Below are 24,083 nucleotides of genomic sequence, written 5' to 3' on the forward strand. Positions count from 1 at the left end.
TCGTGAGTGTTAGATTGTCTCGATGAAGGTCAGGGAAGGCGATCCAAAGCGTCCGAGATCCAGATCAAGGTCGCCATCGCCCATGTCTTTGAGGACACAAAGGCATTTCAGGTCGTCGAACTCGACGAGTGTGTTGGCGGCAATCGCCGCGCGCAAGGGCGGAAGAAATTTGATGGATGACGTAAAGTCACCCTCATCCACCCATGTCGATCCATCAGCCCACGTGCTACCATCGTGAGCACCCAAAACAGTGCCAATGATCGTTTCCGTCTGCGCCAGAACTTCTGTCACGCGATGCAGACGGTTCTGAATTGTGATGTGATGCCCCGGCTCCAAATCAGCCGCGACCCCTTCAACCTGTACTGTCGTCGCGCGACGTGCCGCAGGCGCCAGGATCTTGCTTGGCGCCTCGCCCTCAAGGCAGTAAAGATCAACAAGGCTGACGAGGATATCCTCACCTTGCCTCAGGCGGGCGATCATCGCCCGATAAGCGAGAACCGACGCTTTGTTGTTCGTGCGAAACGCGACCCCTATCTCCCAGAACCCGGCATCCCGGAAGACGTTCTGCTGACGCCCTGTCCCGGTGCGCCCGCCTGACGCAACAAAGTTACGCAGTTCCGGATTGCAGGAGACAAGCGTCAAGGCCGCCGACTGTGTGATCGTCATGGAGAGGCCTCCGTGCGAAGGGCAACAACCGTGAATGTGATGACCTGCTGAACACCGATGGCGATTTGCGGCGTGGTGATCCGCACATCGATAAAGCCCGGCGTCTTGCAGATCGCTCCCGGAAATCCAAAGCCATCCGGAGGCGGATCTTTAGGCTGCAGGTAAATCGCGTGGTCTGTAGGGCGAACGCCGGCCGCGCCGATCGTCGTTTTCTTGACGCCAGCTAGGGTCACGGAAAGCAGCGCGCCAACGGTTATGCTTCGCTCTCCAACAACCACCGCGTAAGGCCGAGCCTTCACTTCGTTGATGAGCGCCTGAAGCTGCGCCGTCGCTGCAGCCATCGCCGCCGTCTGCTCTGCCTTGAAGGCTTCAAAGCGCGCATCGAGCGACGTATTCACGCTCTGAAGCGCTCGCTGAAATAGCCGGGCATCGCTAAGCCGAGTTGAGTTCAGCATCATACGACTTCCGATGCCGGACCAACTGTTGCGGAACGCTTGCCGCTCCCGTTTTCAGCGAGAACCCAATAGTACCAGGTGCCGGCAGATGGCGGTGTGTCTTCGTAGACCATGCCCGTACCCGGCGAACCATAGATCGGCCCTTCCAGATCCGTCGCCGTTGCGAAACTCGTCGTGCTGTTGCGATAGACGCGGGCAGCCTTAAAATTTTCACTGTTCGGGTTCGTCCATGCGACAGCCACCGTTCCCGCCGTTGGGCCAGGCAGGGCGTCGAAGTTCGACACCGGACCGGGAGGCGTCGGGTCAGCTACAGCCGGAATATTTTCGATCAGCGCATAAGGGCCAACACTTCCCGATCCACCCCGCCAACGGAAACGGATATCATACAGCGCACTGTCTTCGAGCCCGACGATATCGACGGCGTAGGCACCCTTTCCGACCGAGGCTCCCTGCCAGTTCTCTTGATCTGCTAGGGTGTATTCCACCTCAAGCTGGAGGTCGTCACGATCTTCGGGCGCAGCGACGGAAGCCTTGATCAATGCCACTTTCACACCTCCAGATATTTGTCGCTGCGTGCCGATAGCGGTTGCCATCTCGATAGCGGGCAGCGAACCCTCTTCGAGGCGATCAGGCAGAGCGGGCGCCGTACCCTCTTCGGTCGCAGGATCGAACGCGTAGGCTTCCGGCCCAAAGCTTGCGAGCTGCAACGTCACGACCATGCTTTCGTGATCGAGGGAGATATCCAAAACCTCCATCGTCTCGTCGAAGACATCCGTTTCCGTGTCGAGGTCGGGGATCTGCACGCGCACCCAGCGCTGGTCCCAAGCCTGCATCCCGAACAGTGTCGTCGTGATCTTCCCCTGCCAGCGAGGCGCAGCCCGGTGAGCGAATATCTTCGCAATGCGGCGGGCATGATTATGGTTCTGGATCTCGTAGGCATCGATCGTCTTGGATCGAACCTCACCATACTCGGCGATCTCATCATCTTGCCGCCAAGGCTGCGCATCCGAGGCTGCGAAATCGGCCAGCGGCTCTTCATACTTGACGAGAATTTCGTTGCTTTCCCGAAGCGGGCCGGCCCCATCTGACAAGGAAAAATCGATGATGTGATCATCAGTGATGATGACCGTTGGTTCGACCCACACCCCAACGGAGAAACCGATTTTGCCATTCGATTTCAGGCAGAGGCGACCGTCCGTCGCTGTGAGGAACCGGTTGAGAACCGACTGAGGGTCGGCCTCGAAACTGTAGCTGAGAGCGCCGTGGTAGCGCCGGACCGTTCCTCCCGACTTTGTCGGCAGCAAAACGTCGCTGTCATTGGCAGCCTTGATGAAGTCTGCATCGTCGATGTATTCAGGCTCGATCTGCAGGCCGTCTTCATGCCGCAGGTAGTCGCGAAGGTGGAGCGACAGGTTCGCGCTATAGGCGGTTGCCGCCGATCGTGGATCATAAACGCGGGCCGTGCGAAACACGCCGTTCAGCTTAGCGATGCGGTTCGGGTAGATCTTTGAGAACTTTTCGTCCGGCACACCACGCGTTTCCAGCAGGGCGTGCGCAATGCCGTTAGCTCTATGAGCTTCCGTCCAGATCGTCGGGAACTTCTCGATGAGCGCGTCATATGCCGTCTGAACAACATTGCCCGGCCGGTACGTGATGCGCACCTTCTGCTCATAGTAAGGATCTGTCGTGACGACGCCGCCTGCTCCAAGCTCAACATGCCGGCTATCGACGAGCCATTCGACGACGCTATCGAAACGCTGACTTGCGAAAGCAACAATTTGCCAGACGTTGCCATCCCGAGCCTCAATGAAAAGCTGCGAGCCACCGAGCTGCTTCAGGCCGTAGTGCCGCGTGCGCGGCGGCATGGACTGTCGGATGACGTTCTGCACGTCCTGAGGCTTGGGCGCCTCTGGTTTAGGTGCCAGCAAGCTGAGACCAAATGCGAGGCCGATATTAATGACGCCGGCCAACGCAGTGCCGATAGCTCCCGCCGCAGCTGCTGAGCCCAGAATGGAGCTTACGATCAGCGTGCCCGGATCGGCCATAACAGGCGACGTCAGGCATCCCAGGAAGACACTCGCCATCAGCAGGGATTTCAAACGTGCCATGCAGCAACAACCTTTGGATTTTTCAGAGCCGTCACGCATTTTTCACCTTTGACAGCCCACCTACCGGACTGTGTCCGGATGGCTGCAAGATGTCGGCCACCATGCCGAATGATGCCGAAGTCCCCGGCTTTATCGCCAGAAGATCGAATAGCGCCGACCGATCGAGCCAGACGAGAAACCAGCCTGCCTAGGCCACCCTCACGCTCCAGGACAGCATGACACTCCGCCTGCGAACTGTATGTCTCGCGTAGATAGAATGCCGGGTCAGATCCATGATTGGCTTCCCACCAATCGGCTATGACCAGCGCACAGTCCTTCGTCCCCCAAGCGAACTCGGTGGCGGCCAGTGCGCGTAAAAACGCGCCAAGATCTGCGTTCATCAGTTATCCGGAAATGGAATGATGTGGTTTTCGATGCCGCGCGTGCGCTCACAACCCTTGTCGCCGGGAGAGCGCTTCTGCTGGTCTGTGTCGGAATAGTAGCCGTAGCGTGGACGCTTGCGGGTGATGAACTTGCCCTCGCTCCGGATAGATACCGTGTAGAGCATGCCGTCGTCCGTCGAGACCCGCTTGATCTCAAGGGTTCGCATGTCAGCCAGGACGACAGCGAGAGGCATGTCCAGCGGCTGCCAGTCATCCCCAAAGAATTGGAGATAGACGACCACGGATCGCATATACCAGTTCGCCCGACTTCCCTTCGCTTGCGCAGCGAAGTGGCGATCGACACCGGATACCGTCAGATCGACCGGCTCGGCCTTGCCGTCAATCGACTGGCGTAAGCCGTTGACGCTTCCAAGACCTCCAATGCCTTCCCATGTCTTGCCGTCATTTGTGGTGAGAGGACCGAACCCGTTGTAAAGCCGGCGCATCCCATCCACAAAATCCATTTCGACAAGAACGTCGCAATATACGCGGTTGCCAGCAATCTGCGCGGCGATGGCAGCGGAGAAGTCCATTACAGGCGCCTCATTTCGTCATCGCTGACCCAGCTGCTCACACTGCCACGAACTTCAGCCATCTGCCGGCTATTGTTCTGCTCCAGGATAGCTTTGAACTCAGCCTTGCTCATCGACGACCCGCGCGCATCAATGTTGTACGTTGGCGCAAACCCACCGCCTCGCTCTTGCCCCGGCTTCGTGATAGAAACCTTCTCGTTGGGGCTCGCCTTGAATGCCACCAACTGGCTGTCAATGCCGCCAGCGCCGCCGACCTTGAATTCGCCGCCTGACGCGAAGCCCTTCAGATTGCCGGTAAAGGCGCTCACTATTCCACCGAGTATGCTGGCGCCTCCAGAGGACGTGCCGCCCATTCCGAACGCGCCGAGGATCGCTTTGAAGCCGTCTTGCAGAAACGTTTCAGCGAGCTGCGACGCAAGATCTTTGAGCACATCCTTGAACTTCTTCGATCCATCAATCAGGCCAGAGAAGGCGCCGCTGAGAGTGCTTGCGAGAGACTGGCCGGCCTGCTCCATATCCGTCATCTCGTCTTTGGCTCCAGTGGTAACCTCGCGCATGCCGGCCCATGGATCGCCTTTCGGTCCCTTGCCGATCGCGCCAAGCGTAGCCTCGACCTCTTGTGCTGCCCGGCCGGCCGCAGCTTTCGCCTGCGGTGTCGCCGCGGCTATCCCGTTCGCCAAACCGTCGATGACGTGCCCACCGATCTCGTGCATGACGCGAGACGGGGAGTTAATGTCGAGCGGATCCTTGATCCATGACGGCAGCATGTTGCCGATGCTCAGTACCTTAGCCTTAAGCGCTTCAAACTTCGCTGAGATGCCGTCTATCAGCCCTTGAATGATTTGCCCGCCGATCTCCAGCATCCTACCGGGCAGAGCGGCGAACACGGCGATGATCTCCTCCCCGATAGCCCTCATCTGCTCAGGGATCGCCTGAAACGTCGCCAGCATAGACCCCGCAAAACTGCTCAGGCTTGAAACAAGCTCTCCAATCTTGGCCTTGATCGCATCGAGCGCGCCTGGGAACACGACGTTCGCAATGTTGGTGAACATTGTGCCGAGGTTTTCGAAGATCAGCCGCGCTGTATCACCGGCACCCTTCAGGTCTCCGGTAAGAAACTGGCTGAGGTATTGACCGACCAGGCCAAGCTGCGTCGCCAAACCGACAGCCGTCGTCTGAATGACGGAGATCGATCCTTCGATGATCGCCGCCGTTGCCGGGAACGACGTCTTGATCTGTTCCCAGTTCTGGTAAAGCGCAACGCCACCGGCTGCCAGCGCGGCAAAGGCAGCGATCGCCGCAGCCACTGGCGCGCCGACAGCGGCAATGCCCGTCGCGACGAGGCCAAGGGTGATAAGGAGCGGGCCGAGTGCAGCGCCGACGCCTGCGACCACTACACCCCAGTTGAGCAGCTGAGGGTTTGTTTCCGAGAGACTGGAGACGAATTCTGCAAGCTTTGAGATGAGGCTCGTAACGAAAGCCAGCAATCCGCTGTTGGCGATGTTAATGGCCAACGTTTCGAGCGCGCCGCCAAGCTTCTCCAGTTCACCGTTGAAGCCTTTCATCCGGGCCGCAGCCTGAGCGTCGGCCGATCCCTTGCGCTCGATCGCGACGGCGAGCTTGTCGATACCTGCCGCGCCCTGGTCGGCAAGCGCCAGCGCCGTTCGCATGGCATCGGAGCCGAATATCGTCGTCACGGCATCGGTCTTGGCCTCGTCACTCAGGCCGGACAAACTGGTTTTCAGCTCTTCCGCCACGGCAGCCATGGATTTCATCGATCCATCTGCGTTGAAGAACTCGAGGCCAAGATCCTTCATTGCCGCCGCTGCAGCTTTGCTCTTTGGTGACAGGGTGGTTAGGAAGGTCTTGAATGAGGTGCCCGCATCAGAGCCGCTGTTGAACACCGACGACGTGCCGGCGATCGCCGCGTTGAAGTCCTCGAAGCTTACGCCCAGCGCGCCCGCGACGCCGCCAGCCTGCGCGATAGCATCCTTGTAGTCGTTGAACCCGAACTGCGAGGCAAGCGTCACATTCGTGATCCCGTCCACGACGCGACCAAGGTCTTTCGCCTCGATCTTGAACTGCGCCATGACGTTGGTTGCGACGTCTGCCGATGTGGAAAGGTCGCCACCAGTGGCCTCGGACAACTTGATGGAAGCCGCCGCAGCGCCATCAAGAATTTGCGTCGCCGTCAAGCCGTTCTTGGCCAGCATCTCCATCATGTCCGCGGACTCGGATGCCGACTTCGACGTGTTCGCACCGAGATCCAGCGCCATCTTCTGCATGGCGGCAAAATCGGATGTCGACGCGTTGGTTGCGGCCTGCACCCGGTTCATGGACGCCTCGAAGTCGCCAGCCGTCTTCAGCGTCAAGGCGCCCATTGCCGCGAGAGGCGCAGACACATAGGTCGACATGGTCGAGCCAGCCGACTTCAAGGAGTTCCCGACTTTGCCCAGCGCTCGCTGAGCCTTATCGAGACCATCCCAGAACTCAGCGGTGTCGATGCCAAGGTTTACCCTAAGCGCACCAATTACTGCACTAGACATCAGAGGGGCCTTTACGAAGGATTTGTTTTCAGGATAGTTGCAAGTTCAACCAGGAGGGGAACATGGCAACAATTATTAGGACAACAAAACGTAAGAGGGGTCTGTTTGGGACCCTCGTCTGGTGGCTTTTCTTGGCCTTTAACGCTCTTATGGCTATCGGCTTGTATGCAGGCATCACTGCAACCGGCAAACAGTACCAAGGCAGCTCCGACGCCGCCTTTCAGGCAGGAACCGCAATCGGCGGAACTATCGCTGTCGGCGGTCTACTATTCATTTGGCTCACTGGATCTTTGATTTTGGGGCTCATAGTTGCTCTCACCAAGGGCAAAGAAGTCATGATCGAAAAGACGGTGGACTAACTTATGCTCACTTTCAGAATCTCTTTAGTAGCCTTCGCCATGATGACTGCAGCCGCCCAAGCTCAGTCAGTTCCGAGGTATGACGTGGAGACGTACTGCAAACGGGTGGCAGACTCGATTGGTGGGTCCTCTCAGATTGAGAAGACCTGCATTGAGCAGGAACAGGATGCTTACAACGGGCTTAAATCCAACTGGTCGACGCTGCCATCAAGAGCCGCAGAATACTGTGACACTGTCGCATCGTCGATCGGCGGGAGCTACCAGATCATGGCAACATGCATCGATCAGGAAACCAACGCCGCGGCCAAGAAGCCCGGATTTCAATACTGATGCCAATACATTTCATTCTGTTCGCATCGGCGTTTATCGCGAGCAGCCCTGTCTTTGCCGGCGCCTCGATTGTCGGTCGTGCCTCCGTCATCGATGGCGATACCATCGACATCCAGGGCGAGCGCATTCGGTTCAACGGGATCGACGCTCCAGAAAGCAGGCAGCTTTGCTCTGACAAAGATGGCGTCGATTACCGATGCGGCCGGGCTTCTGCCGATGCGCTTGACGCCTACCTTGCCGCATCCCGGCCCACCCGCTGCGAGACCCGCGGCAGAGACCGCTACAAGCGGTTCGTTGCCGACTGCTACCGGGCGGATGGCCAAAGCGTCTCATCATGGATGGTGCGCAATGGCCATGCGCTGGACTGGCCCCGCTATTCGAAAGGCGCCTTTGCCGCAGATCAGGCTGCAGCGCAGGCTTCGATGTCAGGCATCTGGCAAGGCAAGTTTACCCTGCCTTGGGAGTGGCGGAAGCGCTGACGTCGCGCTTCTTCTTGTTCGATCGGCCGCCAAGCCATGACCGGGTGACAGCCTCGATCTCCTCAGGAGTCTGCCTTACCCGCGTTTTCTTCACGGTCAGCATATCCTTCAGCGGCGGCATTTTCTTCACGCGATCGAGTTTGGCGATGTGCCAGGCAAGGCTCATCCGCTCGTTGCGCTCGCGTGTCTGCCGCTCCTGCTCGCCCGCGAGAATGACGCTGATTTCGCGAAGCGTGAGCTGCCAGAACAACTCGTAGGGCTGACCGATTGCGACCCATTCGGATACCCGCGACGGCCAGCTTAAGCTGCTGCCGCCGCCTTCCGAGGGCGCGTGCCCGGCTCTTTCTTGGGGAAAGCAGCCTGAAACGCCTTGCCGATGAGCGGGCCAGCTTCAGCCACGCCGATCTCGTCTATGATGTCCTCGCACTCCTGCACCGTCGTGCCGGAGTGATGGCGCTGGAGCGATGCCCAGAAGATCGTCCGGAGAAGCGACAGCTTCACGGACTTGCCCGCCAGCTCCTGACCGATCTCGGAGATACCCTTGCCCAGAGTATCCTCCATTTCACACATGGCGCCGGTTCCGATCTTCATCGTCCAGGACTTGCCGAGGGCCTCGAAAGAGACCTCGCCGCGTTCTTTGTTCGCCATCAGGGAGCCTCATCCCAATCTTCGTCGCCGGATACCGAGACAGTGACCGTAGCTGCCATCTTGTCATCTACCGGAACATCTTTCTCGTAGCCCGTGATCTGTGCGTCGTAGGCAACACGGTGCTTGTTCGGGAAAGTGATGCGATGAAGCACCGTCTCGCCGGACTCGAAGACGCGGCGGATCAGTTCGTCCGTCGGGCTTCCGGGTACCCAGTTGATCTCGAAAGACGCCTCCCCGCTGTCGATCAGGCCGGCGATGTATTCGCGACGACGCCCGGGGCTTTTCATGTGCGTGGCTTCGACGCGGTCGGCAGTGGCCGAGCCGGGCGTGACCATTGTCACTTCCCCAAGGTCAACGTAACCAGGCGTGGACAGGGTGCTGTCCCAGATTTCATAGCCGGTACCATAACCCAGCATGGCGTTGGTCATTGCGGTTCTCCATAGTGAACTGTGATGTCGAGGGATGAGCGGAACTTCGTCGTCACCGCGCCCGCGTCCGCTGCGGGTAAGTCTCGATGGTCTTCCAGAAAGATCGCCTTGAAGGCCGCATCTTTGTAACCGTTGAGGCGCGCCTCGATGATGCGAGAGACCTCTTTCGCCTGAGCATAGGTGTCCGCATACCCGTCGATTTGCACACGGCTCCGGACGAGGCCCGAATGGCCCTTCATCGTGTAGGAGCGGTTCTTGTCGATCACCTGCACGACGACGAAGGGCGCAAGATCAGTCTGGCTTGCGCGGCCAGGACGAACCTTGCCACCAACGATCTCAATCAGGTCTGCATCCGATAGGAGCAGCGCGATAATAGCCTCCTCCATCAACGCCTCCTGCCGGCCCTGCGCGCCAGTCGTCCTGCGGCTCGCTCGATCTCACCCCAAAGCGCGTTCTTGATGTGATCGAGCGTGGCTTCTTTTTTGCCGTCCCATGCTGGACGCAACCACGGCTCGGCCGCCTGATGCTCATTGCCGAACTCATCCTGCATGCCGGCAGGATCGCTCGTGCCGATAAAGACTTCCGAGAAGGCGCGATCATCTTTTGCCTGCTTCTTATGCAGCGAGGCCTGGCGCCGGGTCAGCTTCGTGCCGACATCCGTCGTTTCTGTCAGATGCAGCGTGAGCTTGGGCGCGTTCGCGCGCGCGGCTTGAGCGACCGGCTCGCCTGCATCTTTCAAAACCTTGCGGAGAACGGCCTTGCCGGTGGACTTTGGTAACTGGCCCAGCGCCCGATCCAGTTCCTTAAGCCCTTCGATCTTGATCGTGACCTTAGCCATTGTCAGCATCCCGGGAAGCAGTGATCTCGATGAAGCGATGACGGCCTTCGTCAAGCTCTTTCACACCGTTGATCTGCCAAACCACTCCATCATGGAGGATGCGGTCGACCGGAGTGATAGACCGTGTCAGGATTGAGGAGCGAACCGTGAAACGGCTGACCCGAAACGAGCCAACTTGGCCCGCTGCCAGCAACTCGATTTTCTGGCTATCGGACGCATCACGTTTACGCGCCCAGACCCTGGCGAGATCCTGCCAAGTGCTGATCTCTTCATTGAACGCATTCAAAACCGTTGACGCTCGCTGAAGCGTGATCCGGCGATCAAGCTCGCCCCCACTTTTGATGGACATCACACGCGCAGCCAACGGTACGGGTTTATGAGCGCACGGCTTGCCGGCGGAATCCCATCTAGGCCACTTCGGTTTTCATAGAGATCACTGACGGCCATGAGCGCGGCGACCTTGAAGACGGTTTCCTTGCCTGCAGGCACCAGCGCAAGATGGCAGTACTGCAAAATAGCGGTCTCCGCCGCGTCCATGTATGCGGCGATAACCACGTCGTCGTCCGTGCCGTCGACGTGGAGGTGAAGCTTCACTTCTTCCAGCGTATAAAGCGGGCCGGTGGCAGTGACGACGACGTTGCCCATCGCAAGATCCTATCTGTTGGCGGGATCGGCGATGATTTCCACGCCCTGCGCGCGGAGCATCTTGGCGACGGCCTCACTGCCGCTCAGGTTCGGATCGTTGAAGTCGATCTGGTTCTGAGCAACTGTCGTGCCGGCGCGTGGGTTTGCATCCACAGCAGGATGCTCCAGATCGACGCCGGGAACGATCTGCACCGGCGCCCCGGATGGATCGATCTCCGTAGCCGCCTGAATGTTGGCCGGCTCGGAACCGGGAGTCGAGGGAACGCCAACACCGTTGGTGACCTTGACGTTTTCGGTCTTGTGGTTTGCTACGGCGGCCGCCGTGGTCTTTTCGCTGGTCATGATGACCTCCTTGGTTTCGGAAACTGAGGCAGAGGTGGCGGGCGGCAGAACCGCCCGCTCGGTGTTTACTGACCTACTTTGAGCGCGCGCATGGGCTCAGGGTTCTGAAGACCGCCACCAACGCGCTTCGTCGTGTAGAAGTGGACGAAGGGCTTGTTGGTGAAGGGGTCGCGCAGAACGCGGATGCCAACCCGGTCAACGACCAGATAGGTGGCTTCCATGTTGCCGTAGAGCGCGACGATGGCGTCTGCCGCGACGGCCGGCATATCGGGGATCTCGACGATCGCCTCGCCGGCCAGCGTTGCCGGCTGACCCAGAGCATAAGACGGCTGCCACAGGTAATTGCCCTGGCCGTCCTTCAGTTTGCGCATGGCGCCCTGAGACTGACGATTGGTGAAGAGTTTCGCGCCGGCCCGGAACTCCGAAGGGATGGAGTAGAACAGGTCGATGAAGCCATCAGCCGTGAGCCCTGCTGCTGCACCGGACTTCACGACGCCGATCGCGCCCCAGGGATGGCGCGCGGCGTTCGCAGCGCCCTCGACGTAGGTGAGGATGCCGTGCGGCTTGTTGACGCCGTTTCCGGACAAGAAGGCGATACCCTCCTGACGCGAGAACTCTGTATCGACCTCGTCGCGGAGCCACGCTTCCAGATCGACCGCAGAGTCGTCCAGCAGCTGCTGGGAGATGCCGGGGTTGGCATAGATTTCGCCGAGGGGGAAATCCAGCTGGCCGATCTGCGGCGTGGACGTGGCCGGACGCGATGCGGTTTCACCGACCCAGCCGGAGCCGACAGCGCGGTCGGAAAAGTTTTTCTTGAAGCCAGCCGTGGAGATGGTGATCACGCGAGCGTTCGCACGGATCGGCGATACCTGCTTGAGCTTGCCGGTGATGGTGCGGTCCCACTCGATCGGAGCGAGATAGCCGCCGTCTTCGGCCGTGCCCTTCTGCATGGCGGCGGACACATCGCCCTTCCGCATATGGGCCTTAAATGCGTTGACGTATTCCGGGTCGCTGGGAATGTCGCCGATCACGTTGCCGCCGCCACCCGCGATGACCTTCGCATTGAGGTCGTCGACGGCCTTCTGCATGTTGGCCTGCATCGTACCGATGTCGGTGTTGATGCGCTCGACCTGCTCGGCGAGGACGATGTCAGCCTTGCCTTTCAGGCTCTTTTCGTTGGCCGCCTTGAACTCTTCGAAGGCTGCGTTGATCTGGGCCAGCATGGCCTTGGGGTCGTTGGCGTCAGCGCGGGGCATGGACAGCACGGCGCGCGGACGCGCGAGCGCAAGAGCGCCCGGAGCGAATTGCATGGTCATTGGGGGAAACTCCTATTTTGACCGGAGAGTGGAAAGAAGTCCGGAGAGACCGGACCAGTCTTCAGCGCCAGCGCCGGGCGTGGCTTCAACGGCAGCGCCTGGCGTGCCCTTGATCTTGGAAAGGCGGGCGCGCGCATCGCTGCGCGTCATGCCCGCCGAGACGAGGGAAAGCTCCATCGCCCGAATATCGTTGAGGTCCTGATCACGAGCCTTGGCCTCGTCATCAATCTTCATGCTGTCGGCTGGTAACAGCGCATCGGCGAAGCCTTGGCTGATCGCCTGTGATCCCGACATGAACGTCTCGTCGTCCATCCACTTCGCGATTTTCTTCGCATCCTGACCGGAGCGGGCCGCGTAGAGATCGACCATCGCCTGATCGAAAGGCTCGAGCCAGTCGGCCGTCTCGCGCATGTCGTGGCGGTTGCCCTGCGCCAAGACCCAGCAGTTGTGGATCATGAGAAACGACGCGGCGCCGATCTCGATCGTATCGCCGGCCATCGCGATCACCGATGCGGCAGATGCTGCCATGCCCATGACCTTGACCGTGATCGGCTGCGGATGCTCGCGCAGCAGATTGAAGATCGTGATGCCCTCGAATATGTCGCCGCCCGGGCTATTGATCTGGATCTCGATCGGCTTCGGCCCAATAGCCTTCAGTTGCGCGGCCACCTTCTTTGCAGTGATGCCGCCGCCAGACCAGTAGTCTTCGCCGACAATGTCGAACATGGTGATGACGTTGTCGCCCATCTCCAGCGCCCGGATGCCGGCTGCGTCGTCCGTCCAACGGTCGAACACATTCGGCTTGGTGTAGGCGGAAACGTCTCGGTTCGCCGGCACCGGCAGAGCGCCAGCACGACCCTTCGCCTGCGGCTTCGTCAACGCTCCGCGCGGCGGCTTGCTCACCGCGGATTCTGCCATCTGGACAGCAGCCGGCTTTACCGGCTTGGGAAGCGGCTTACTCGTCATCTTCGTCATCCTGTTTCGGTGCGGGCTTTTGTTTCGGCTTGGGCGTTGAAGGATCTTCTTCGAGGGGCGGCCCGCCGTTGTGGTTCATCATCGGATTGATCGGCTTCTCGCGTGCCGGCAGATCCATTGTCGAGCGAGCCTCGTCGTAGTGCATCCAAGGCTGATGGCCGCCTGAGCCCAGAGCTTTTGAAAGGTATTCCCCCTGCTCTTTCAGTGAGCCGCGGAGAAGGGCACCGGGATTGAATTTTGCCTCGTATATCTCGGCTTCATCTTCATCGAGTAGGCAGCGCTCAATCGCCTGCTGCCATGCTTCGAACCAAGGATTGAGCGCGTATGCGACAAAAAACTGACCCAGCGCTTCGATGCCGGACCCCCAGCTGGTTTCATCGACCATAAGCAGAGGGCGCGGGACGCCAGAGACACGGGCAATCTCTTCGATCTGAAGCTTACGAAGCTCTGTCATCTGGGAGTCTTTGGCGTTCGACCCGTAGGCTTTCCACTCCATCCCCTCTTCGAGAATGAGGTTCTTGCCGGCGTTATCTGCGCCCTCTTTTTCCGCGAGACTTTGCTTCAGCCGGTCGAAGGCATCATCTGAAAGCGTGCCCTTATGAGAGAGTGCTCCGCCGACCAAAGTGCCGTTCTTAAACATGCGGCCGGCAGCAAGTTCGGCGCTGAGGGCGAGCCCGATCGCCTCTTTCGCTTGCTCGATCAGGGAAAACCCGTTTAGACCGTCGAGCGATGCACCACGAAGATGAAAGATGTCTTCCGCCTGATAGCGGACCTTCGGTCCGTTAGGGGGCTCGTAGAGGTACTCCATTCGCCAGCTGGCGTTCAGACTGACCGTCATCCGCCGCGAGTCAAGCGGAACGAGACCGATGATTTTCGGCTTACCCGTCCGCAGATCAGTCGACTTCACAACACGTGCAAAGGCGTTCCGATGAACGAGCGCCCGCATTTGCATGGACGCACGAAAATCGAAGGCGCTCTGGAAGCCATTCGGGCGCCGATGGAGCACCCGGTAAAGCGAGTGATCCTTCGCCTTCTGCTTTGTCTCCTGCACGAGGAGCTGCAAGGGTAGCATGCCGATGGAATTGGAGATCAGGCTGCAGGCCCGGAACATCGACGGATTGCGAAGTGCCGTTTCCGGGTTCACCGTGAACCCGGTTGCCGTCATCATTCCGTCGCGCAGAAATTCAATGAGCCGGGGATCGTCAAGCGACACGTAACCAGCGCCGGACGCCATAACCTCTGCACGACCGCTTGATGCAGGAGTAGCCGCCTTCCCTCGAAACAAATCCATGATGCCCATCGGCTAAATCATCCTTATTCCGCGCGTCTCATAGACTGAGCGGCCGACTGCTTCCGGGTTGTAGCTCATCATTTCGGCGGCATTGAATGCCGCCATCAACGGGTCAATCTTGGCGCTGTTGGAGCGCTTGTTGAGGTAGACATTGCTGCCTCGCGCCTCAGCCACGACATTACCCACGCACCAGTTCAGCAAAGGCGACCCGCAATGCTTTAGCGTCCCGTCTGCAAGCTTTCTTTCGACACCGAAGATCGAGGATGAAAGCTTGTAACCTTGGCTCACAGCCTGCGTGCAAGGCGACCCAATCCCGAAGGACGCCAGCTCTTCGAGGAGAGCCGGCACGCCAGCTGGGTCAAGACCAATGCCGCCTTTCTCCGGGAGAAGCCCGGCATTGCGGAGATCCACGATGATGGCAGCTGCCTCTTCGGCATCCTGCGTCACGCGATCACAGATGACGAGATCCCGGTCCTTCTCGAACCCTCGGAGCGCTTCTACGATTTCCTTGTTGCGAGTAAGCAGGATCTTCTGCGCCCAAGCCTTTACCCAAAGCATCCATTGGCGCGTGACCTTGTGACGCCCAAGAATGGCGAGACCCCAGAGGTCATCAAGACCGCCGACATCGCCGCCAGCCACCACTACATCGCTGTTCGCCTTGATATACTCATAAGTAAGAGCCTTATCTCCGGCCTGCTCCCAATAGTCGGAGCCGACCCATCGGTCGGAGTGCATCGCAAGGCCGATCTGAATATTCAGATGCTGGGAGGCCCATTCGCGTGCCGAACCTTCACCCTTATCCTGCGCCGTGCGCCACTCTGACATCAGCCGCTCGACGGTGATCGAGCGCCCCAGGTTCGGAAGCACAAAAGGCCAGTTGGCCGGATCTCGCCATGGTTTCTCGGGCGCAATCTGCATTGCTTCGGGGAACTCGTAGAGGATCGGCAGCATTCGCACGCCCTCTGTGATCCGGCCGTCCCTTACCCCTCGCGCATACTGCAACTCGTCTTTAAACACCCCGAACGGCGGCACCTCGGACTGCGTCGTGATGATAATCAGCAAGCTTTCCTCGTTGGTGATCATCCCGCCGCGGATCTGTCCGATGACACGGCTAGCGAAACTGGCATGCGCCATGACGTGCAGTTCGTCCAAAATAGCGAATGCCGGGATCGAGCCTGTGACAACCTTCGGGTCAAAGCTCTTGATCTTCAGCTTCGCGTTCATCCGAACGCCAGTTTCCGGATCAACATGCTGGTCGACGATCGTCTTTTTGTGATCGATGACCTTGAAGCGGCGATCAAGATACTCGTCGGCCTTGATCATGGCCACGGCCTGCTCAAAGCACTTTTCCGCCACCTCCTGCGTCGGCCCGACAATCATGCCGTCGATATTTGGACGGGTGTTCATCATCAGCGCGATCAAGCCCAGCGCCGCAGCATTCGTCGTCTTGCCGTTCTTCTTCGGCACGAGATTGAAAATCTCACCGACAAAACGCTTGCCGGTTTTTGGCTCTATCGACCCGAAGGCGACCCGCACGATATCGCGCATCCACTCGCCAGCAGCCTGCCCCATGGTCGGCATGCCCCGGATGTCCGGAACCCGGAGCTTATTGAAAAGGGCCACCGCGCATTCCGCCCGCACCTCGTCAAGCGGCAGTTGCGGGATCGGTGTCTTGCCTGCCTGAAGCTTTTCAAACCAGTCGGGGCAGGCAAACGGAATGTTCTCCGTCAATGGCGCCGCCCCATCTTGGCGAAGATGTCGCCGTAGTCATCCGGGATCACCTGGGCGTCCTGCAGCCGCTGCTCCTTCTTGCCGATCGGCGCTGCCTTCTCTTCGGCGTCCTCGTCGTCTTCAAGTTCGGCCGGCTTATTGCGTGGCGCCATCGGCCCGGCCTCTGCCAGTCGCTCGCGGAGCTGGCGGATGGAAGGGGTGTGTCCTTCGCGAACACGCTTGAACAGAACATCGAGCATGAGGCCATCAACGAAGACGGCCCCGTTTTCAAGCTCACGGGAAAAATGTTTCCGCAGCGTCTTTTCATCGACCCCCATGTCTTCAGCAATCCGCTTATGCGTCCATCCCGCCGCGACACGGACCACCACAAAGTCCTGATTATCCTTGTCTTTTTTGAAAGACGGTCGGCCGCGTCGATCCCGGATTGGCAGGACCTTATTTCCAAACATGTCGAGATCAGGCTTGTCGCCAGAATTTTGGTCTGCCACAGGAAAAAAACCTCTGAAAGCGGGTGACGCGGGTCCGGGAGGGAGCGCCGCTGGCGACTTTCGACCCCCCCCCTCCCGGTCGACGGGGTGACGTCAGGCTTCGTCCAGGGCCTCGCCCACCTCGACGACGACCATTGACGTGCCGAGGACCAATCCCGCGAAGAGGATCAGTCGAGTGCCGAGCCACATGCGAGCCCGATAGGTGCGCGTCAGTGTGAAGGTCAGAGTCAAGCCGCTCATCACCGCACCAGCATCGACATTCGCTGTTGCCATCTCACCATCCGGGCTTGGCCCGCTCCTGCTTTTGCTTCTCGCTGTCGTGGTACGCCTTGCTCACTGTCTGAAGGTTGCCCTTGTCCCAGAACAACGCCTCATCGCCACGATGCGGAACGATGTGGTCACACACTGGACTGTCTGGCGCAGGATGCTTCCCAGCACAGATCACGCCGGTATGCCGGCACGTGTAGTGGTCACGCTCGAAGACATCGCGCCTGAGCTTCTCCCAACGAGCCGTCTTGTAGAGCTTGCGCCAAGAGACGGTCTTGTCTCGCTCTTGAAGGCGGGCCGTCTCATCACCGGGCAACCGGCCGAGGCGAGGTGCTGCAGGTGCTAGACGGGGAGGAAGCGATTTGAGACGGCCCATACTATAGGCGAGCGAAAGGCGACCTCTCGGTCGCCTCTCATCTGTCCATAGCGGTAGCACTGGGCCTGAATCGGTGCCTCGCTCTTGAGGCTGTCAGGCGGTGGGTCCGGGGCGCTGTCCCTGAGGCTGTTGAGGCCTGCTCTGCCAAGGGCTCAAAGGCCCGAGGGATCGGAGGGTGCGCTTGTCTGGATCTTCCGTGAGCCGATTGCTCTCATACCTTTTTCAGAAATGCAACGGGCATCTCGATCTCGAAAGGGTTACCGCGAACCTTGATCTGGACACGCGCACGCGCCTGTCTACACCACTTCACGGCAAGTACGACGCATCGGAACCCACCGAACGGGCCGCCGTTGATATCGGCCTCACATCCCTGCGAGATCGACTTGTCGGTGGCCACACGAGGTGTTTCCGTACCGTCAGCCATGCGCTTGAACAGCAACACTTCTTCATCGTGAATCACATGAGGCTCAAGAGCACCACCAACAAGGCCGAGCACGTGCTTAACCCGGATCAATCCGTCGAAGGCTTCAGCCGAAGGCCTGCACCTGACAAGCACATATCCCGGCAGATACGCCCTGTCCTGCTCGACCATGAATGACCGTCCAGGTGCCCGCATGAACGCTGTTTCTGTCGCGACAAAAGTTTCGATATCCGCCTCGACGAGCACGTTTTGCACAGCGAACTCACGGCCTGCCTCGACATGCAGGCAAAACCAACGTGTCGATTCGTCGTTCGCCGCCCGCACTCGCGACGCCTCCCACAGATGATTACACATGATTCGTGCGTCCCTTTCCGTCCTCTGCATGACGCGCACCACGCGCATCATATCGACCTTCTCCCCCAACCCGATCTCACGCTGCATGATCATCGCCTTGTCTCCTGGCCTTGAGGAAGTCTGAAATCCCGTCGAGGAAGCCGTCGAGCGCATCGCACACCGCCGCCTCGTAGTCTGTCCGCCCTTCACCGATCGCCGGAAAGTACACCCGCTCCATAGGCCGGCTATCGTCGAGGAAAGGCCACCCACGACGCACGTGCTCTGCCTTCCACGCCGCATACAGCGCACCCTCACGATGGACGGCATGGAAGCTCGCAACAGCCGCCTCCAGCGCAAGCGGGCAAAGCTCGCCGCGCCCGTCCCTTGCACGCTCATGCATCCGGTTGACCGAGGGCCAGCCCATCTTCAAACGCTTTTCCGCAACGACCTGATCGAGTGTCGTCGAGCCGCGTTCGATCAGGTTCTTTTCGAGGGGCGTTACCGGCGAGATACGGCCCGTTGGCCCGGCAGCGAGATCCGCCAGTCGCGTGCCGCCCCAGAGCTTGCCGAACGGCGGCGCAACCACTGCGGAAGGCTTGGCCGCCTCCTGCAGGGCCGGCACTTCCTTCCAGAGCTTTTCGCGGAAATAGGTTTTCGGCACAGGGATGTGTTTGCGCTTGGCGCCGAGCAAGGCCAGCCAGGCATCGCGCAGCTTCTCAGCGTCGACGCGCTCTTCCGGCGTCAGCAGCATCCACTGCCGCAACCATTCGTCCTTCGGCATGCCCAACGCGTCAGGCCAGCCCTTGACGACGCGCCAGAACGCATCTTCGATCTTGCGCCGGGCTTCCGGCTCAATCTGATCTTCCTCGCGCTCGCGCACGCCCTCTCTCAGATTGCTATTTTCAGTAATTAATAAGTCTGAGTTATTACTATGTGCCGATTTTACCGGCGACGGCGGAACCGTCGACGGTGCAGCCGTCGCCGGTAAACACGTCTGCGGTAGAAATGTCACACCCTCGCGTGGCTCGTCATAAATCACGAGGTTCGCGTTGGAGAACTTGCCGTTCTCCCGGTTCTGCTCCTCCCGCTCGGCATAGCCATGCTCGACAAGTTCGGCGATCATCTTGCGGCCCTTGTCGCGCCCGCAATTCCCCTTCTTGATGATATCGCCGACCATGATGCTCCAGTTGTCGGGCTTGGACAGCAGATAGCCGAGCAACCACCGCGCTTCCATGGAAAGACGTGTGTCCTCGAAGACATGGTTGGGAATGGCAGCATAGCGCCCATTGCGTACGCCGCGACGAATGGTGGGTTCCTGCGTCATTCCGCACCCTCGCCCGGCAATGCGGCCGGCTGGTCAAGGGCGACCCGGTAAAGGCGCCCACGTGCGGCGGCGACAGCCATGGAGTTCGCAGGCATGCCGCAATCCACGCGTGGTGCGCGCATAGCCGTCAGTTCCGTTTCCAGATAGGTCAACCCATCCTGATAGCCGGCGATCATCAGCCGGTTGCGGATCGTGAACTCGCACGTCAGCATCACGGAGAACGGCATTGCCAGCAGCGCCCGCGCGCGGTCACCATTTGTCACAGCCGAGGCCAGCAGAGCGATTTCGGGCCGAAGCTCATTCATCGTCCGATCTCCTTTTCAACGCGCTTCGACAAAGCCTCGACAGCCCGGATGCGACTTTCCTGCTCATCACACCGCTTGCGCAGCGCTGCGGATTGCTCCAGCGCCGTCTTGCGCATTTCCACTATGCCCGCTTGCTCGCGGCGGATCTCTTCAGCCGTGGCGAGGTACTGATCGAGAAGCGGGTTGGACCCCTCAGGCCCGAAAAAGCCGTCGCGCACCTCGCCTACCCAGGCAGAGGGAACATTGAGATCAGCCGCCAACCGCTTGTCGGTCCAGCCGGCGCAATACCGCTCACCATCCCAGATGTCGGAAATTTTCGCGAAAATGATCTGCCGATCAGCCCGCGACATTTCGGGAGGCGGGTCGGCCTTCGGCGGCGCGCTTGAAGGGGATGACTGCATGGGAACTTCCTCCGATGACAAAGGCGCGTGGGCCAGACAGGCAGGGCAACGGTCCTTCCGGTCCGTCGTCCCGACATGCCAGCCGTAGCTGCGAAAATGGCGATAGATGGCTTCAGGCGGTCGCTGCACGACACCGCGCTTGAAAGGGTAAAAGGCGACCGCGCCGCACCCGCAGGTCATGCGGTAGGCGTTGATAACGCCGCTATGGGCGTCGGTGTCGATCCGTTCGGAGGGGAAATCGCGCACGCTCATATCCGCGCACCTCGCCACCACAGTTCGTAGTCCGAATCGAGCTTGCGAAACCGCGCGAGCGCATCTGCGTCGTCGCGAAGCTCTGTCTTGGAGGAGATAGCGAGCAGGGACTTCAGCCGCGTATCCGCCGCGGCCTTGTCGGGCACAGGCCCCAGCCCCGAGCGCATCTCCAGAAACCGGTGGAACCGGACATCGCCGCAGAGAATCGCCGCCCGCTGCGCCGGGTCGCGGCGCCGCTGATCGTCGGCCTTTTGGCGCTCGATGCCTTGCAGGCGCAACACCGTGTCGGCCGCCCGCAGCACCAGCGGCCCATAGAACCGAACGGTGTCGAGCGCTGCAGACAGAAGCTCGATTTCGTCGGGCAGCGCGTCCAGGGTGATGCGCGCAATGGCCACGCTCTCACCCGAACTGCGCTGCGTGATCAGCGTCACGCCGCCGCTGTCCGCCTCCATCAACCATGCGTCGCCCTCGCACCGCATCGCAATGTCGCGATGACGGACAAGGCGCGCTTTTTCGCGGTCGCGGTCGGACAGCGGCCCGGTCATGCCGCCTCGCTTTCCGCATCATCCGCAGCTTCATGCGCCGCCGGCTGATAATCCTTCCAGTCCACACGACGGATCACGGTCTGGTCGCCATAACTGCCATCCGGCTGGCGCTCCCACACGAACCAAGCCGTATTCATCTGGCTCGACGCCTTCGGGCCGTCCCATCCATCCCGGTGCATCATCGGCAAGCGCCGAGAAAACCAGTACATCCGAGCCGGAGGGCAGCCGTCGAGTACAAATTTTCGATCGGCGCTCTCCGACCCGCCATAGAAATTGACGTTCAGCAACAGCGCCAATTTGCGGGGTTTGTGCACGCGTAGCGCATGCGCGACATAGGCGTTGAGCACGTCCCCATATGGCGGGTTGGTGACGATATCGATGTCGCCTTCGCTCGCCTCGCTGGTCAGGAAATTCCCAACATCCTGACAGACCCCCTCGCCTGTCACGGTGCCATAATCGATCAGATCCGAGATATGGACCTCGAACCCGCGCGCCTCCAAAACCCGGCTGATCGCGCCGCGCCCGCAAGAAGGCTCCCAAACGACCGGCGCGAACTGTTCGAGCCCGAGCAGCGTCAACACGGCCTCTGCAGGCGTCTCATACAGATTGTCGCCGCGCTCTTCCTTCGTGGCCGAACGCGTTCCAACAGCGTGGCGCATATTCGTCCGGGTCGGCTCCAGTCCGGACGCCAAGCGTGCGGCGATCGCCCGCTCGACAATCCCAGGCTCCCGCTCTTCGGCCGCGGCGAGCTTGCGGGCGGCGTGAATTTCTTGGGCGGAGATCCCGGCCTCTTCCTGCGTAAAAGTATTTTCATCGGAAATACTTTTCGGCCGACCCTTCAGCGCCCGGCCGTCCACCTGCGCCCGGTCGTATTCTTCCGCAAGCCGGATCTTAGCCCGCGTCTCGATCAGCAGCGCGTCACCCTGCATTTCCCGCGCCTTAGCCACAAGCCGCTTTCCCGCAGCCCCAAATTTTGCCGCATAGCCGCCGGCAGCCTTGGACTGATCATATGCGCCTGTCGCGAGCATCGACGCCGCAGCCACGTCGCCATCATCGAAAAGCGCACGCGCCTTCTCGATCATCCTGACTAGCCCTGACGTGTCGATGATGGCGGGCATCTGCGCGACCGGGGCGGGAGAGACGTCGTCGAACGCCGCCAGCTTCGCAGCGCCTTCCTCCGTTGCCATGCAGACGGCCATGTCCGTTTCGTGCCGCCGCACGAGCCCGCGCTCGTGCATGCGAAGAATCCGCTGGCGCTCCAAAACGGTTTCGGCCCGGAAGGAACCATCCTTCAAGGCCGCACGGATAATCTCCGCCTGCTGTGCCGAAAGCGTGCCCATCAGTGCACCCCCAGCAATCGATCGAGGTAGTAATCACCTGCTGGTGTGATCTCGAACGCATGCGAGAAAATGGCATGCGTCCGGGCATACCCGGCCTGCACCAGCGCCTCACCCGCCAGCCGCTGCCGGCTTCCCTTGGAAAAAACCTCTTTGCCGTCCCGCTCGGAAAGCCGACGCAGGAAGCCGCGCTGGTAATCGTCGATATGTGCCGTGATCGCCGGGCCGCGCTGGAGACGGGCCATTATGCGTCACCGACGATTTTTAGCGCAGGCGTTTCGCCCGAACCCGAACTCAGGATATTTGCATACCGACGCTTCTGCTCGACGGCGCTCTCGATAATCGAGTCAAGATCACGAATACCCTGTGTGGCCTCAGACCGCGAAACGATCAGATCAGCATACGCGACCGATGCATTCCGCTGATACTCGTTAGCCCGGGCACCAACCTCCAGAGAGCCTCGCAAAAGACACGCCCCCTCCTGCTTCGTGCTTTCCGGATCGACGAGCTTGCACCCGTTCAAAGTCGCCATCACGCGAGTGACAGCCGGGTCACCGCACTCCGCCTCCAGCCGCAACACTGCCGGAATGGGCATAAGCTCTGTATCACGGTCGTTGTTGAACCTGCCGATCTGCGTCTTGCTCAGCGACGTGATGGCTGCGGCGGCTTCGATGCCACCATTCTTCTTGATCAGCAGCCGATTGGCGGCCTTTAGCTGATAGAACCAGGCGTTCGACAAGCTATCCTGCATGAGAATTCTCCAGACAGAAAAAGGCATTCCCAAACCGGGAAATCCGGTGGGTTATTCCCGTAGTGGGAATGCGAAAAAGGAAAGAAAAACGGCTCGTTAGATCAACTCACCGGAGGACCTTGTGACAAAGGAAACACCAACATTTTCACGAAACTGCTCCCTCCGAAAACTGAGGGACATTCGAAGCCGGAACATCGACCGCGACAGAGAGAGCAAGTCGCCGCAACGAGACGCCTACCAAGCCACGGACAGAGGCCGCCTCGACAGCACGAATCCAGTAGGGCGCAGGGATAGATGCCCGCCGCCGCATTGCCTTTGCAGTGACGTACGGAACGCCGAGATCATCTGCGAACAACGTCAACGATGGCCAAAGATTGATGATATCTGCATGGGTCATAGCGAGGCGGTACACTTAATACCCCCTGACCGTCAAGCGTATGGAGATTATTTGCACCCCCATGCGCGGGTATAATTTGCACCATGGAGCACAACCAAGAACAATTTGAGAGAACTGAGCGAGCCGCCCGGCTTGTCGAAGCACGTAAGCGCGCAAAGATCGGCGGCGTAAAACTCACCAGCGCTGCGTTCGGATGGAACGTCAACAATTACAAAGCGCACGAATCCGGCCGCAATGGGTTCGGCATCACTGATGCAAAAAAGTATGCCAAGGCGTTTAAGGTTTCACTGAACTGGCTATTCTTCGGAACGGGCACTCCGGAAGACATAGATCCAGAGATCCCTTCTGTCGTTGATGTCCCACTCATTTCGTGGATTAGCGCCGGACAGCTCGGCGAACAGGATGGTTTGTCAGACTTCTCGGATTTCCCGACAATCCAAGCGATTGATCTTCCTGAGGGTGACTGGATAGCACTTCGAGTGGTTGGGGATTCCATGAACAAAATCTCCCCACCTGAATCCATCATCTTTGCGAACCGTAGAGACAGGCGCCTCGTCAGCAATGGATGTTATGTAGTAGCGGATGAGACAGGTGCAGCAACCTACAAGCGCTATCGGCCAAACGACCTTCCTCCGTTTCAGCCCGCATCATACGATGAAAACATTGAACCCCCAGATTTTCAAGGTTCGGTAACCGTCATAGGTCGCGTCAGACGGTCCATTATAAACATGTAAACTGACCCGCTTCGGCGGGTTTATTTTTTCGAATCACATC

At 59.6% G+C, this 24,083-nt stretch carries 32 protein-coding genes; 4 read left to right on the forward strand and 28 right to left on the reverse strand.

The window, feature by feature from the left end:
- Positions 1-9: 9 nt before the first annotated feature.
- Genes GA0004734_RS15875 through GA0004734_RS15900 form a run of 6 tightly spaced genes read right to left on the reverse strand, consistent with a single transcriptional unit; the run spans position 10 to position 6,598 of the window.
- On the reverse strand, positions 10-666 hold the full coding sequence (locus GA0004734_RS15875; RefSeq protein ID WP_092935239.1) for a hypothetical protein: 657 nt from the start codon (positions 664-666) through the stop codon (positions 10-12).
- Positions 663-1,124: a hypothetical protein gene (locus GA0004734_RS15880; RefSeq protein WP_092935240.1), complete on the reverse strand. Its 462-nt coding sequence runs from the start codon at positions 1,122-1,124 to the stop codon at positions 663-665. The genes GA0004734_RS15875 and GA0004734_RS15880 overlap by 4 nt, the downstream gene beginning before the upstream one ends.
- Positions 1,121-3,229 carry a hypothetical protein gene (locus GA0004734_RS15885; RefSeq protein WP_092935242.1) on the reverse strand — a complete coding sequence of 703 codons (2,109 nt, stop codon included), beginning with the start codon at positions 3,227-3,229 and terminating at the stop codon, positions 1,121-1,123. The genes GA0004734_RS15880 and GA0004734_RS15885 overlap by 4 nt, the downstream gene beginning before the upstream one ends.
- Positions 3,217-3,609: a DUF6950 family protein gene (locus GA0004734_RS15890; protein WP_139056283.1), complete on the reverse strand. Its 393-nt coding sequence runs from the start codon at positions 3,607-3,609 to the stop codon at positions 3,217-3,219. Before GA0004734_RS15890 ends, GA0004734_RS15885 begins: the two co-directional genes overlap by 13 nt.
- The gene (locus GA0004734_RS15895) at positions 3,609-4,184 is read right to left on the reverse strand and encodes a hypothetical protein (protein ID WP_092935244.1); all 576 of its coding nucleotides are present in this window, start codon (positions 4,182-4,184) and stop codon (positions 3,609-3,611) included. Before GA0004734_RS15895 ends, GA0004734_RS15890 begins: the two co-directional genes overlap by 1 nt.
- Positions 4,184-6,598 (reverse strand): phage tail tape measure protein, encoded by a 2,415-nt coding sequence (locus GA0004734_RS15900; RefSeq protein ID WP_175386418.1) that lies wholly within the window; start codon positions 6,596-6,598, stop codon positions 4,184-4,186. Before GA0004734_RS15900 ends, GA0004734_RS15895 begins: the two co-directional genes overlap by 1 nt.
- 194 nt (positions 6,599-6,792) lie before the next feature.
- Here GA0004734_RS15900 and GA0004734_RS15905 point away from each other — a divergent pair, with 194 nt between their 5' ends.
- From GA0004734_RS15905 to GA0004734_RS15915, 3 genes are read left to right on the forward strand one after another with little or no spacing between them, the layout of a single operon-like run.
- Positions 6,793-7,089, forward strand: coding sequence for a hypothetical protein (locus GA0004734_RS15905; RefSeq protein ID WP_092935247.1), 297 nt, complete (start codon positions 6,793-6,795; stop codon positions 7,087-7,089).
- 3 nt (positions 7,090-7,092) lie between these two features.
- Positions 7,093-7,419: a hypothetical protein gene (locus GA0004734_RS15910; protein WP_092935249.1), complete on the forward strand. Its 327-nt coding sequence runs from the start codon at positions 7,093-7,095 to the stop codon at positions 7,417-7,419.
- On the forward strand, positions 7,419-7,898 hold the full coding sequence (locus tag GA0004734_RS15915) for a thermonuclease family protein (RefSeq protein ID WP_092935251.1): 480 nt from the start codon (positions 7,419-7,421) through the stop codon (positions 7,896-7,898). Before GA0004734_RS15910 ends, GA0004734_RS15915 begins: the two co-directional genes overlap by 1 nt.
- Here GA0004734_RS15915 and GA0004734_RS15920 read toward each other — a convergent pair.
- The 22 genes from GA0004734_RS15920 to GA0004734_RS16030 all read right to left on the reverse strand — a co-directional run bounded on the left by GA0004734_RS15920 (position 7,867) and on the right by GA0004734_RS16030 (position 22,912).
- Positions 7,867-8,148, reverse strand: a complete 282-nt coding sequence (locus tag GA0004734_RS15920; protein WP_092935253.1) for a hypothetical protein — start codon at positions 8,146-8,148, stop codon at positions 7,867-7,869. The two genes, GA0004734_RS15915 and GA0004734_RS15920, sit on opposite strands and share 32 nt — an antisense overlap.
- A gap of 50 nt (positions 8,149-8,198) precedes the next feature.
- Entirely contained in the window at positions 8,199-8,546 is a 348-nt protein-coding gene (locus GA0004734_RS15925) for a hypothetical protein (RefSeq protein WP_092935255.1), read from the reverse strand.
- Positions 8,546-8,974: a phage tail tube protein gene (locus tag GA0004734_RS15930; protein ID WP_092935257.1), complete on the reverse strand. Its 429-nt coding sequence runs from the start codon at positions 8,972-8,974 to the stop codon at positions 8,546-8,548. The genes GA0004734_RS15925 and GA0004734_RS15930 overlap by 1 nt, the downstream gene beginning before the upstream one ends.
- Entirely contained in the window at positions 8,971-9,360 is a 390-nt protein-coding gene (locus tag GA0004734_RS15935) for a tail completion protein gp17 (protein ID WP_092935259.1), read from the reverse strand. The genes GA0004734_RS15930 and GA0004734_RS15935 overlap by 4 nt, the downstream gene beginning before the upstream one ends.
- Positions 9,360-9,812 (reverse strand): HK97 gp10 family phage protein, encoded by a 453-nt coding sequence (locus tag GA0004734_RS15940; protein ID WP_092935261.1) that lies wholly within the window; start codon positions 9,810-9,812, stop codon positions 9,360-9,362. Before GA0004734_RS15940 ends, GA0004734_RS15935 begins: the two co-directional genes overlap by 1 nt.
- Positions 9,805-10,161 (reverse strand): head-tail adaptor protein, encoded by a 357-nt coding sequence (locus GA0004734_RS15945; RefSeq protein WP_245292439.1) that lies wholly within the window; start codon positions 10,159-10,161, stop codon positions 9,805-9,807. The genes GA0004734_RS15940 and GA0004734_RS15945 overlap by 8 nt, the downstream gene beginning before the upstream one ends.
- Entirely contained in the window at positions 10,161-10,457 is a 297-nt protein-coding gene (locus tag GA0004734_RS15950) for a head-tail connector protein (protein WP_092935263.1), read from the reverse strand. Before GA0004734_RS15950 ends, GA0004734_RS15945 begins: the two co-directional genes overlap by 1 nt.
- A gap of 9 nt (positions 10,458-10,466) precedes the next feature.
- Positions 10,467-10,799 (reverse strand): hypothetical protein, encoded by a 333-nt coding sequence (locus GA0004734_RS15955; protein ID WP_175386420.1) that lies wholly within the window; start codon positions 10,797-10,799, stop codon positions 10,467-10,469.
- A 65-nt stretch (positions 10,800-10,864) separates the two neighbouring features.
- On the reverse strand, positions 10,865-12,115 hold the full coding sequence (locus tag GA0004734_RS15960; RefSeq protein ID WP_092935265.1) for a phage major capsid protein: 1,251 nt from the start codon (positions 12,113-12,115) through the stop codon (positions 10,865-10,867).
- Positions 12,116-12,127: 12 nt separating this feature from the next.
- Positions 12,128-13,081 (reverse strand): head maturation protease, ClpP-related, encoded by a 954-nt coding sequence (locus tag GA0004734_RS15965; RefSeq protein WP_245292440.1) that lies wholly within the window; start codon positions 13,079-13,081, stop codon positions 12,128-12,130.
- Entirely contained in the window at positions 13,071-14,390 is a 1,320-nt protein-coding gene (locus GA0004734_RS15970; RefSeq protein WP_245292441.1) for a phage portal protein, read from the reverse strand. The genes GA0004734_RS15965 and GA0004734_RS15970 overlap by 11 nt, the downstream gene beginning before the upstream one ends.
- Positions 14,391-14,393: 3 nt before the next feature.
- Positions 14,394-16,112 carry a terminase large subunit gene (locus GA0004734_RS15975; RefSeq protein ID WP_092935269.1) on the reverse strand — a complete coding sequence of 573 codons (1,719 nt, stop codon included), beginning with the start codon at positions 16,110-16,112 and terminating at the stop codon, positions 14,394-14,396.
- A complete protein-coding gene (locus GA0004734_RS15980; RefSeq protein WP_175386421.1) occupies positions 16,109-16,600 on the reverse strand; it encodes a hypothetical protein in 492 nt (163 codons plus the stop codon). The genes GA0004734_RS15975 and GA0004734_RS15980 overlap by 4 nt, the downstream gene beginning before the upstream one ends.
- 93 nt (positions 16,601-16,693) lie before the next feature.
- The gene (locus GA0004734_RS15985; protein ID WP_092935273.1) at positions 16,694-16,873 is read right to left on the reverse strand and encodes a hypothetical protein; all 180 of its coding nucleotides are present in this window, start codon (positions 16,871-16,873) and stop codon (positions 16,694-16,696) included.
- 581 nt (positions 16,874-17,454) lie between these two features.
- Positions 17,455-18,111 (reverse strand): transcription termination/antitermination protein NusG, encoded by a 657-nt coding sequence (locus GA0004734_RS15995; protein WP_245292442.1) that lies wholly within the window; start codon positions 18,109-18,111, stop codon positions 17,455-17,457.
- Positions 18,095-19,321: a hypothetical protein gene (locus GA0004734_RS16000; protein ID WP_092935277.1), complete on the reverse strand. Its 1,227-nt coding sequence runs from the start codon at positions 19,319-19,321 to the stop codon at positions 18,095-18,097. Before GA0004734_RS16000 ends, GA0004734_RS15995 begins: the two co-directional genes overlap by 17 nt.
- Positions 19,318-19,626: a hypothetical protein gene (locus tag GA0004734_RS16005; protein WP_092935279.1), complete on the reverse strand. Its 309-nt coding sequence runs from the start codon at positions 19,624-19,626 to the stop codon at positions 19,318-19,320. The genes GA0004734_RS16000 and GA0004734_RS16005 overlap by 4 nt, the downstream gene beginning before the upstream one ends.
- A complete protein-coding gene (locus GA0004734_RS16010) occupies positions 19,623-20,279 on the reverse strand; it encodes a hypothetical protein (protein WP_139056285.1) in 657 nt (218 codons plus the stop codon). Before GA0004734_RS16010 ends, GA0004734_RS16005 begins: the two co-directional genes overlap by 4 nt.
- Positions 20,276-20,824 carry a hypothetical protein gene (locus GA0004734_RS16015; protein ID WP_092935283.1) on the reverse strand — a complete coding sequence of 183 codons (549 nt, stop codon included), beginning with the start codon at positions 20,822-20,824 and terminating at the stop codon, positions 20,276-20,278. The genes GA0004734_RS16010 and GA0004734_RS16015 overlap by 4 nt, the downstream gene beginning before the upstream one ends.
- Positions 20,821-21,942 carry an SAM-dependent methyltransferase gene (locus GA0004734_RS16020; RefSeq protein WP_092936364.1) on the reverse strand — a complete coding sequence of 374 codons (1,122 nt, stop codon included), beginning with the start codon at positions 21,940-21,942 and terminating at the stop codon, positions 20,821-20,823. The genes GA0004734_RS16015 and GA0004734_RS16020 overlap by 4 nt, the downstream gene beginning before the upstream one ends.
- 221 nt (positions 21,943-22,163) lie before the next feature.
- Entirely contained in the window at positions 22,164-22,406 is a 243-nt protein-coding gene (locus GA0004734_RS16025; RefSeq protein WP_092935285.1) for a hypothetical protein, read from the reverse strand.
- Complete coding sequence (locus tag GA0004734_RS16030; protein WP_092935287.1) at positions 22,406-22,912, reverse strand: hypothetical protein; 507 nt, start codon at positions 22,910-22,912, stop codon at positions 22,406-22,408. Before GA0004734_RS16030 ends, GA0004734_RS16025 begins: the two co-directional genes overlap by 1 nt.
- A gap of 480 nt (positions 22,913-23,392) precedes the next feature.
- Here GA0004734_RS16030 and GA0004734_RS16035 point away from each other — a divergent pair, with 480 nt between their 5' ends.
- The gene (locus GA0004734_RS16035) at positions 23,393-24,043 is read left to right on the forward strand and encodes a S24 family peptidase (protein ID WP_092935289.1); all 651 of its coding nucleotides are present in this window, start codon (positions 23,393-23,395) and stop codon (positions 24,041-24,043) included.
- Positions 24,044-24,083 lie beyond the last annotated feature (40 nt).

This window comes from Rhizobium sp. 9140 (genome assembly GCF_900067135.1).
In the GTDB taxonomy this organism is placed as follows: domain Bacteria; phylum Pseudomonadota; class Alphaproteobacteria; order Rhizobiales; family Rhizobiaceae; genus Ferranicluibacter.

Bases quoted from the DNA above. Each gene is read 5' to 3' on its own strand.
- GA0004734_RS15875 (WP_092935239.1), bottom strand. From the start codon at position 666: ATGACGATCACACAGTCGGCGGCCTTGACGCTTGTCTCCTGCAATCCG.
- GA0004734_RS15880 (WP_092935240.1), bottom strand. From the start codon at position 1,124: ATGATGCTGAACTCAACTCGGCTTAGCGATGCCCGGCTATTTCAGCGA.
- GA0004734_RS15885 (WP_092935242.1), bottom strand. From the start codon at position 3,229: ATGGCACGTTTGAAATCCCTGCTGATGGCGAGTGTCTTCCTGGGATGC.
- GA0004734_RS15890 (WP_139056283.1), bottom strand. From the start codon at position 3,609: ATGAACGCAGATCTTGGCGCGTTTTTACGCGCACTGGCCGCCACCGAG.
- GA0004734_RS15895 (WP_092935244.1), bottom strand. From the start codon at position 4,184: ATGGACTTCTCCGCTGCCATCGCCGCGCAGATTGCTGGCAACCGCGTA.
- GA0004734_RS15900 (WP_175386418.1), bottom strand. From the start codon at position 6,598: ATGTCGACCTATGTGTCTGCGCCTCTCGCGGCAATGGGCGCCTTGACG.
- GA0004734_RS15905 (WP_092935247.1), top strand. From the start codon at position 6,793: ATGGCAACAATTATTAGGACAACAAAACGTAAGAGGGGTCTGTTTGGG.
- GA0004734_RS15910 (WP_092935249.1), top strand. From the start codon at position 7,093: ATGCTCACTTTCAGAATCTCTTTAGTAGCCTTCGCCATGATGACTGCA.
- GA0004734_RS15915 (WP_092935251.1), top strand. From the start codon at position 7,419: ATGCCAATACATTTCATTCTGTTCGCATCGGCGTTTATCGCGAGCAGC.
- GA0004734_RS15925 (WP_092935255.1), bottom strand. From the start codon at position 8,546: ATGGCGAACAAAGAACGCGGCGAGGTCTCTTTCGAGGCCCTCGGCAAG.
- GA0004734_RS15930 (WP_092935257.1), bottom strand. From the start codon at position 8,974: ATGACCAACGCCATGCTGGGTTATGGTACCGGCTATGAAATCTGGGAC.
- GA0004734_RS15935 (WP_092935259.1), bottom strand. From the start codon at position 9,360: ATGGAGGAGGCTATTATCGCGCTGCTCCTATCGGATGCAGACCTGATT.
- GA0004734_RS15940 (WP_092935261.1), bottom strand. From the start codon at position 9,812: ATGGCTAAGGTCACGATCAAGATCGAAGGGCTTAAGGAACTGGATCGG.
- GA0004734_RS15945 (WP_245292439.1), bottom strand. From the start codon at position 10,161: ATGTCCATCAAAAGTGGGGGCGAGCTTGATCGCCGGATCACGCTTCAG.
- GA0004734_RS15950 (WP_092935263.1), bottom strand. From the start codon at position 10,457: ATGGGCAACGTCGTCGTCACTGCCACCGGCCCGCTTTATACGCTGGAA.
- GA0004734_RS15955 (WP_175386420.1), bottom strand. From the start codon at position 10,799: ATGACCAGCGAAAAGACCACGGCGGCCGCCGTAGCAAACCACAAGACC.
- GA0004734_RS15960 (WP_092935265.1), bottom strand. From the start codon at position 12,115: ATGACCATGCAATTCGCTCCGGGCGCTCTTGCGCTCGCGCGTCCGCGC.
- GA0004734_RS15965 (WP_245292440.1), bottom strand. From the start codon at position 13,081: ATGACGAGTAAGCCGCTTCCCAAGCCGGTAAAGCCGGCTGCTGTCCAG.
- GA0004734_RS15970 (WP_245292441.1), bottom strand. From the start codon at position 14,390: ATGGGCATCATGGATTTGTTTCGAGGGAAGGCGGCTACTCCTGCATCA.
- GA0004734_RS15985 (WP_092935273.1), bottom strand. From the start codon at position 16,873: ATGGCAACAGCGAATGTCGATGCTGGTGCGGTGATGAGCGGCTTGACT.
- GA0004734_RS15995 (WP_245292442.1), bottom strand. From the start codon at position 18,111: ATGATCATGCAGCGTGAGATCGGGTTGGGGGAGAAGGTCGATATGATG.
- GA0004734_RS16000 (WP_092935277.1), bottom strand. From the start codon at position 19,321: ATGACGCAGGAACCCACCATTCGTCGCGGCGTACGCAATGGGCGCTAT.
- GA0004734_RS16005 (WP_092935279.1), bottom strand. From the start codon at position 19,626: ATGAATGAGCTTCGGCCCGAAATCGCTCTGCTGGCCTCGGCTGTGACA.
- GA0004734_RS16010 (WP_139056285.1), bottom strand. From the start codon at position 20,279: ATGAGCGTGCGCGATTTCCCCTCCGAACGGATCGACACCGACGCCCAT.
- GA0004734_RS16015 (WP_092935283.1), bottom strand. From the start codon at position 20,824: ATGACCGGGCCGCTGTCCGACCGCGACCGCGAAAAAGCGCGCCTTGTC.
- GA0004734_RS16020 (WP_092936364.1), bottom strand. From the start codon at position 21,942: ATGCCCGCCATCATCGACACGTCAGGGCTAGTCAGGATGATCGAGAAG.
- GA0004734_RS16025 (WP_092935285.1), bottom strand. From the start codon at position 22,406: ATGGCCCGTCTCCAGCGCGGCCCGGCGATCACGGCACATATCGACGAT.
- GA0004734_RS16030 (WP_092935287.1), bottom strand. From the start codon at position 22,912: ATGCAGGATAGCTTGTCGAACGCCTGGTTCTATCAGCTAAAGGCCGCC.
- GA0004734_RS16035 (WP_092935289.1), top strand. From the start codon at position 23,393: ATGGAGCACAACCAAGAACAATTTGAGAGAACTGAGCGAGCCGCCCGG.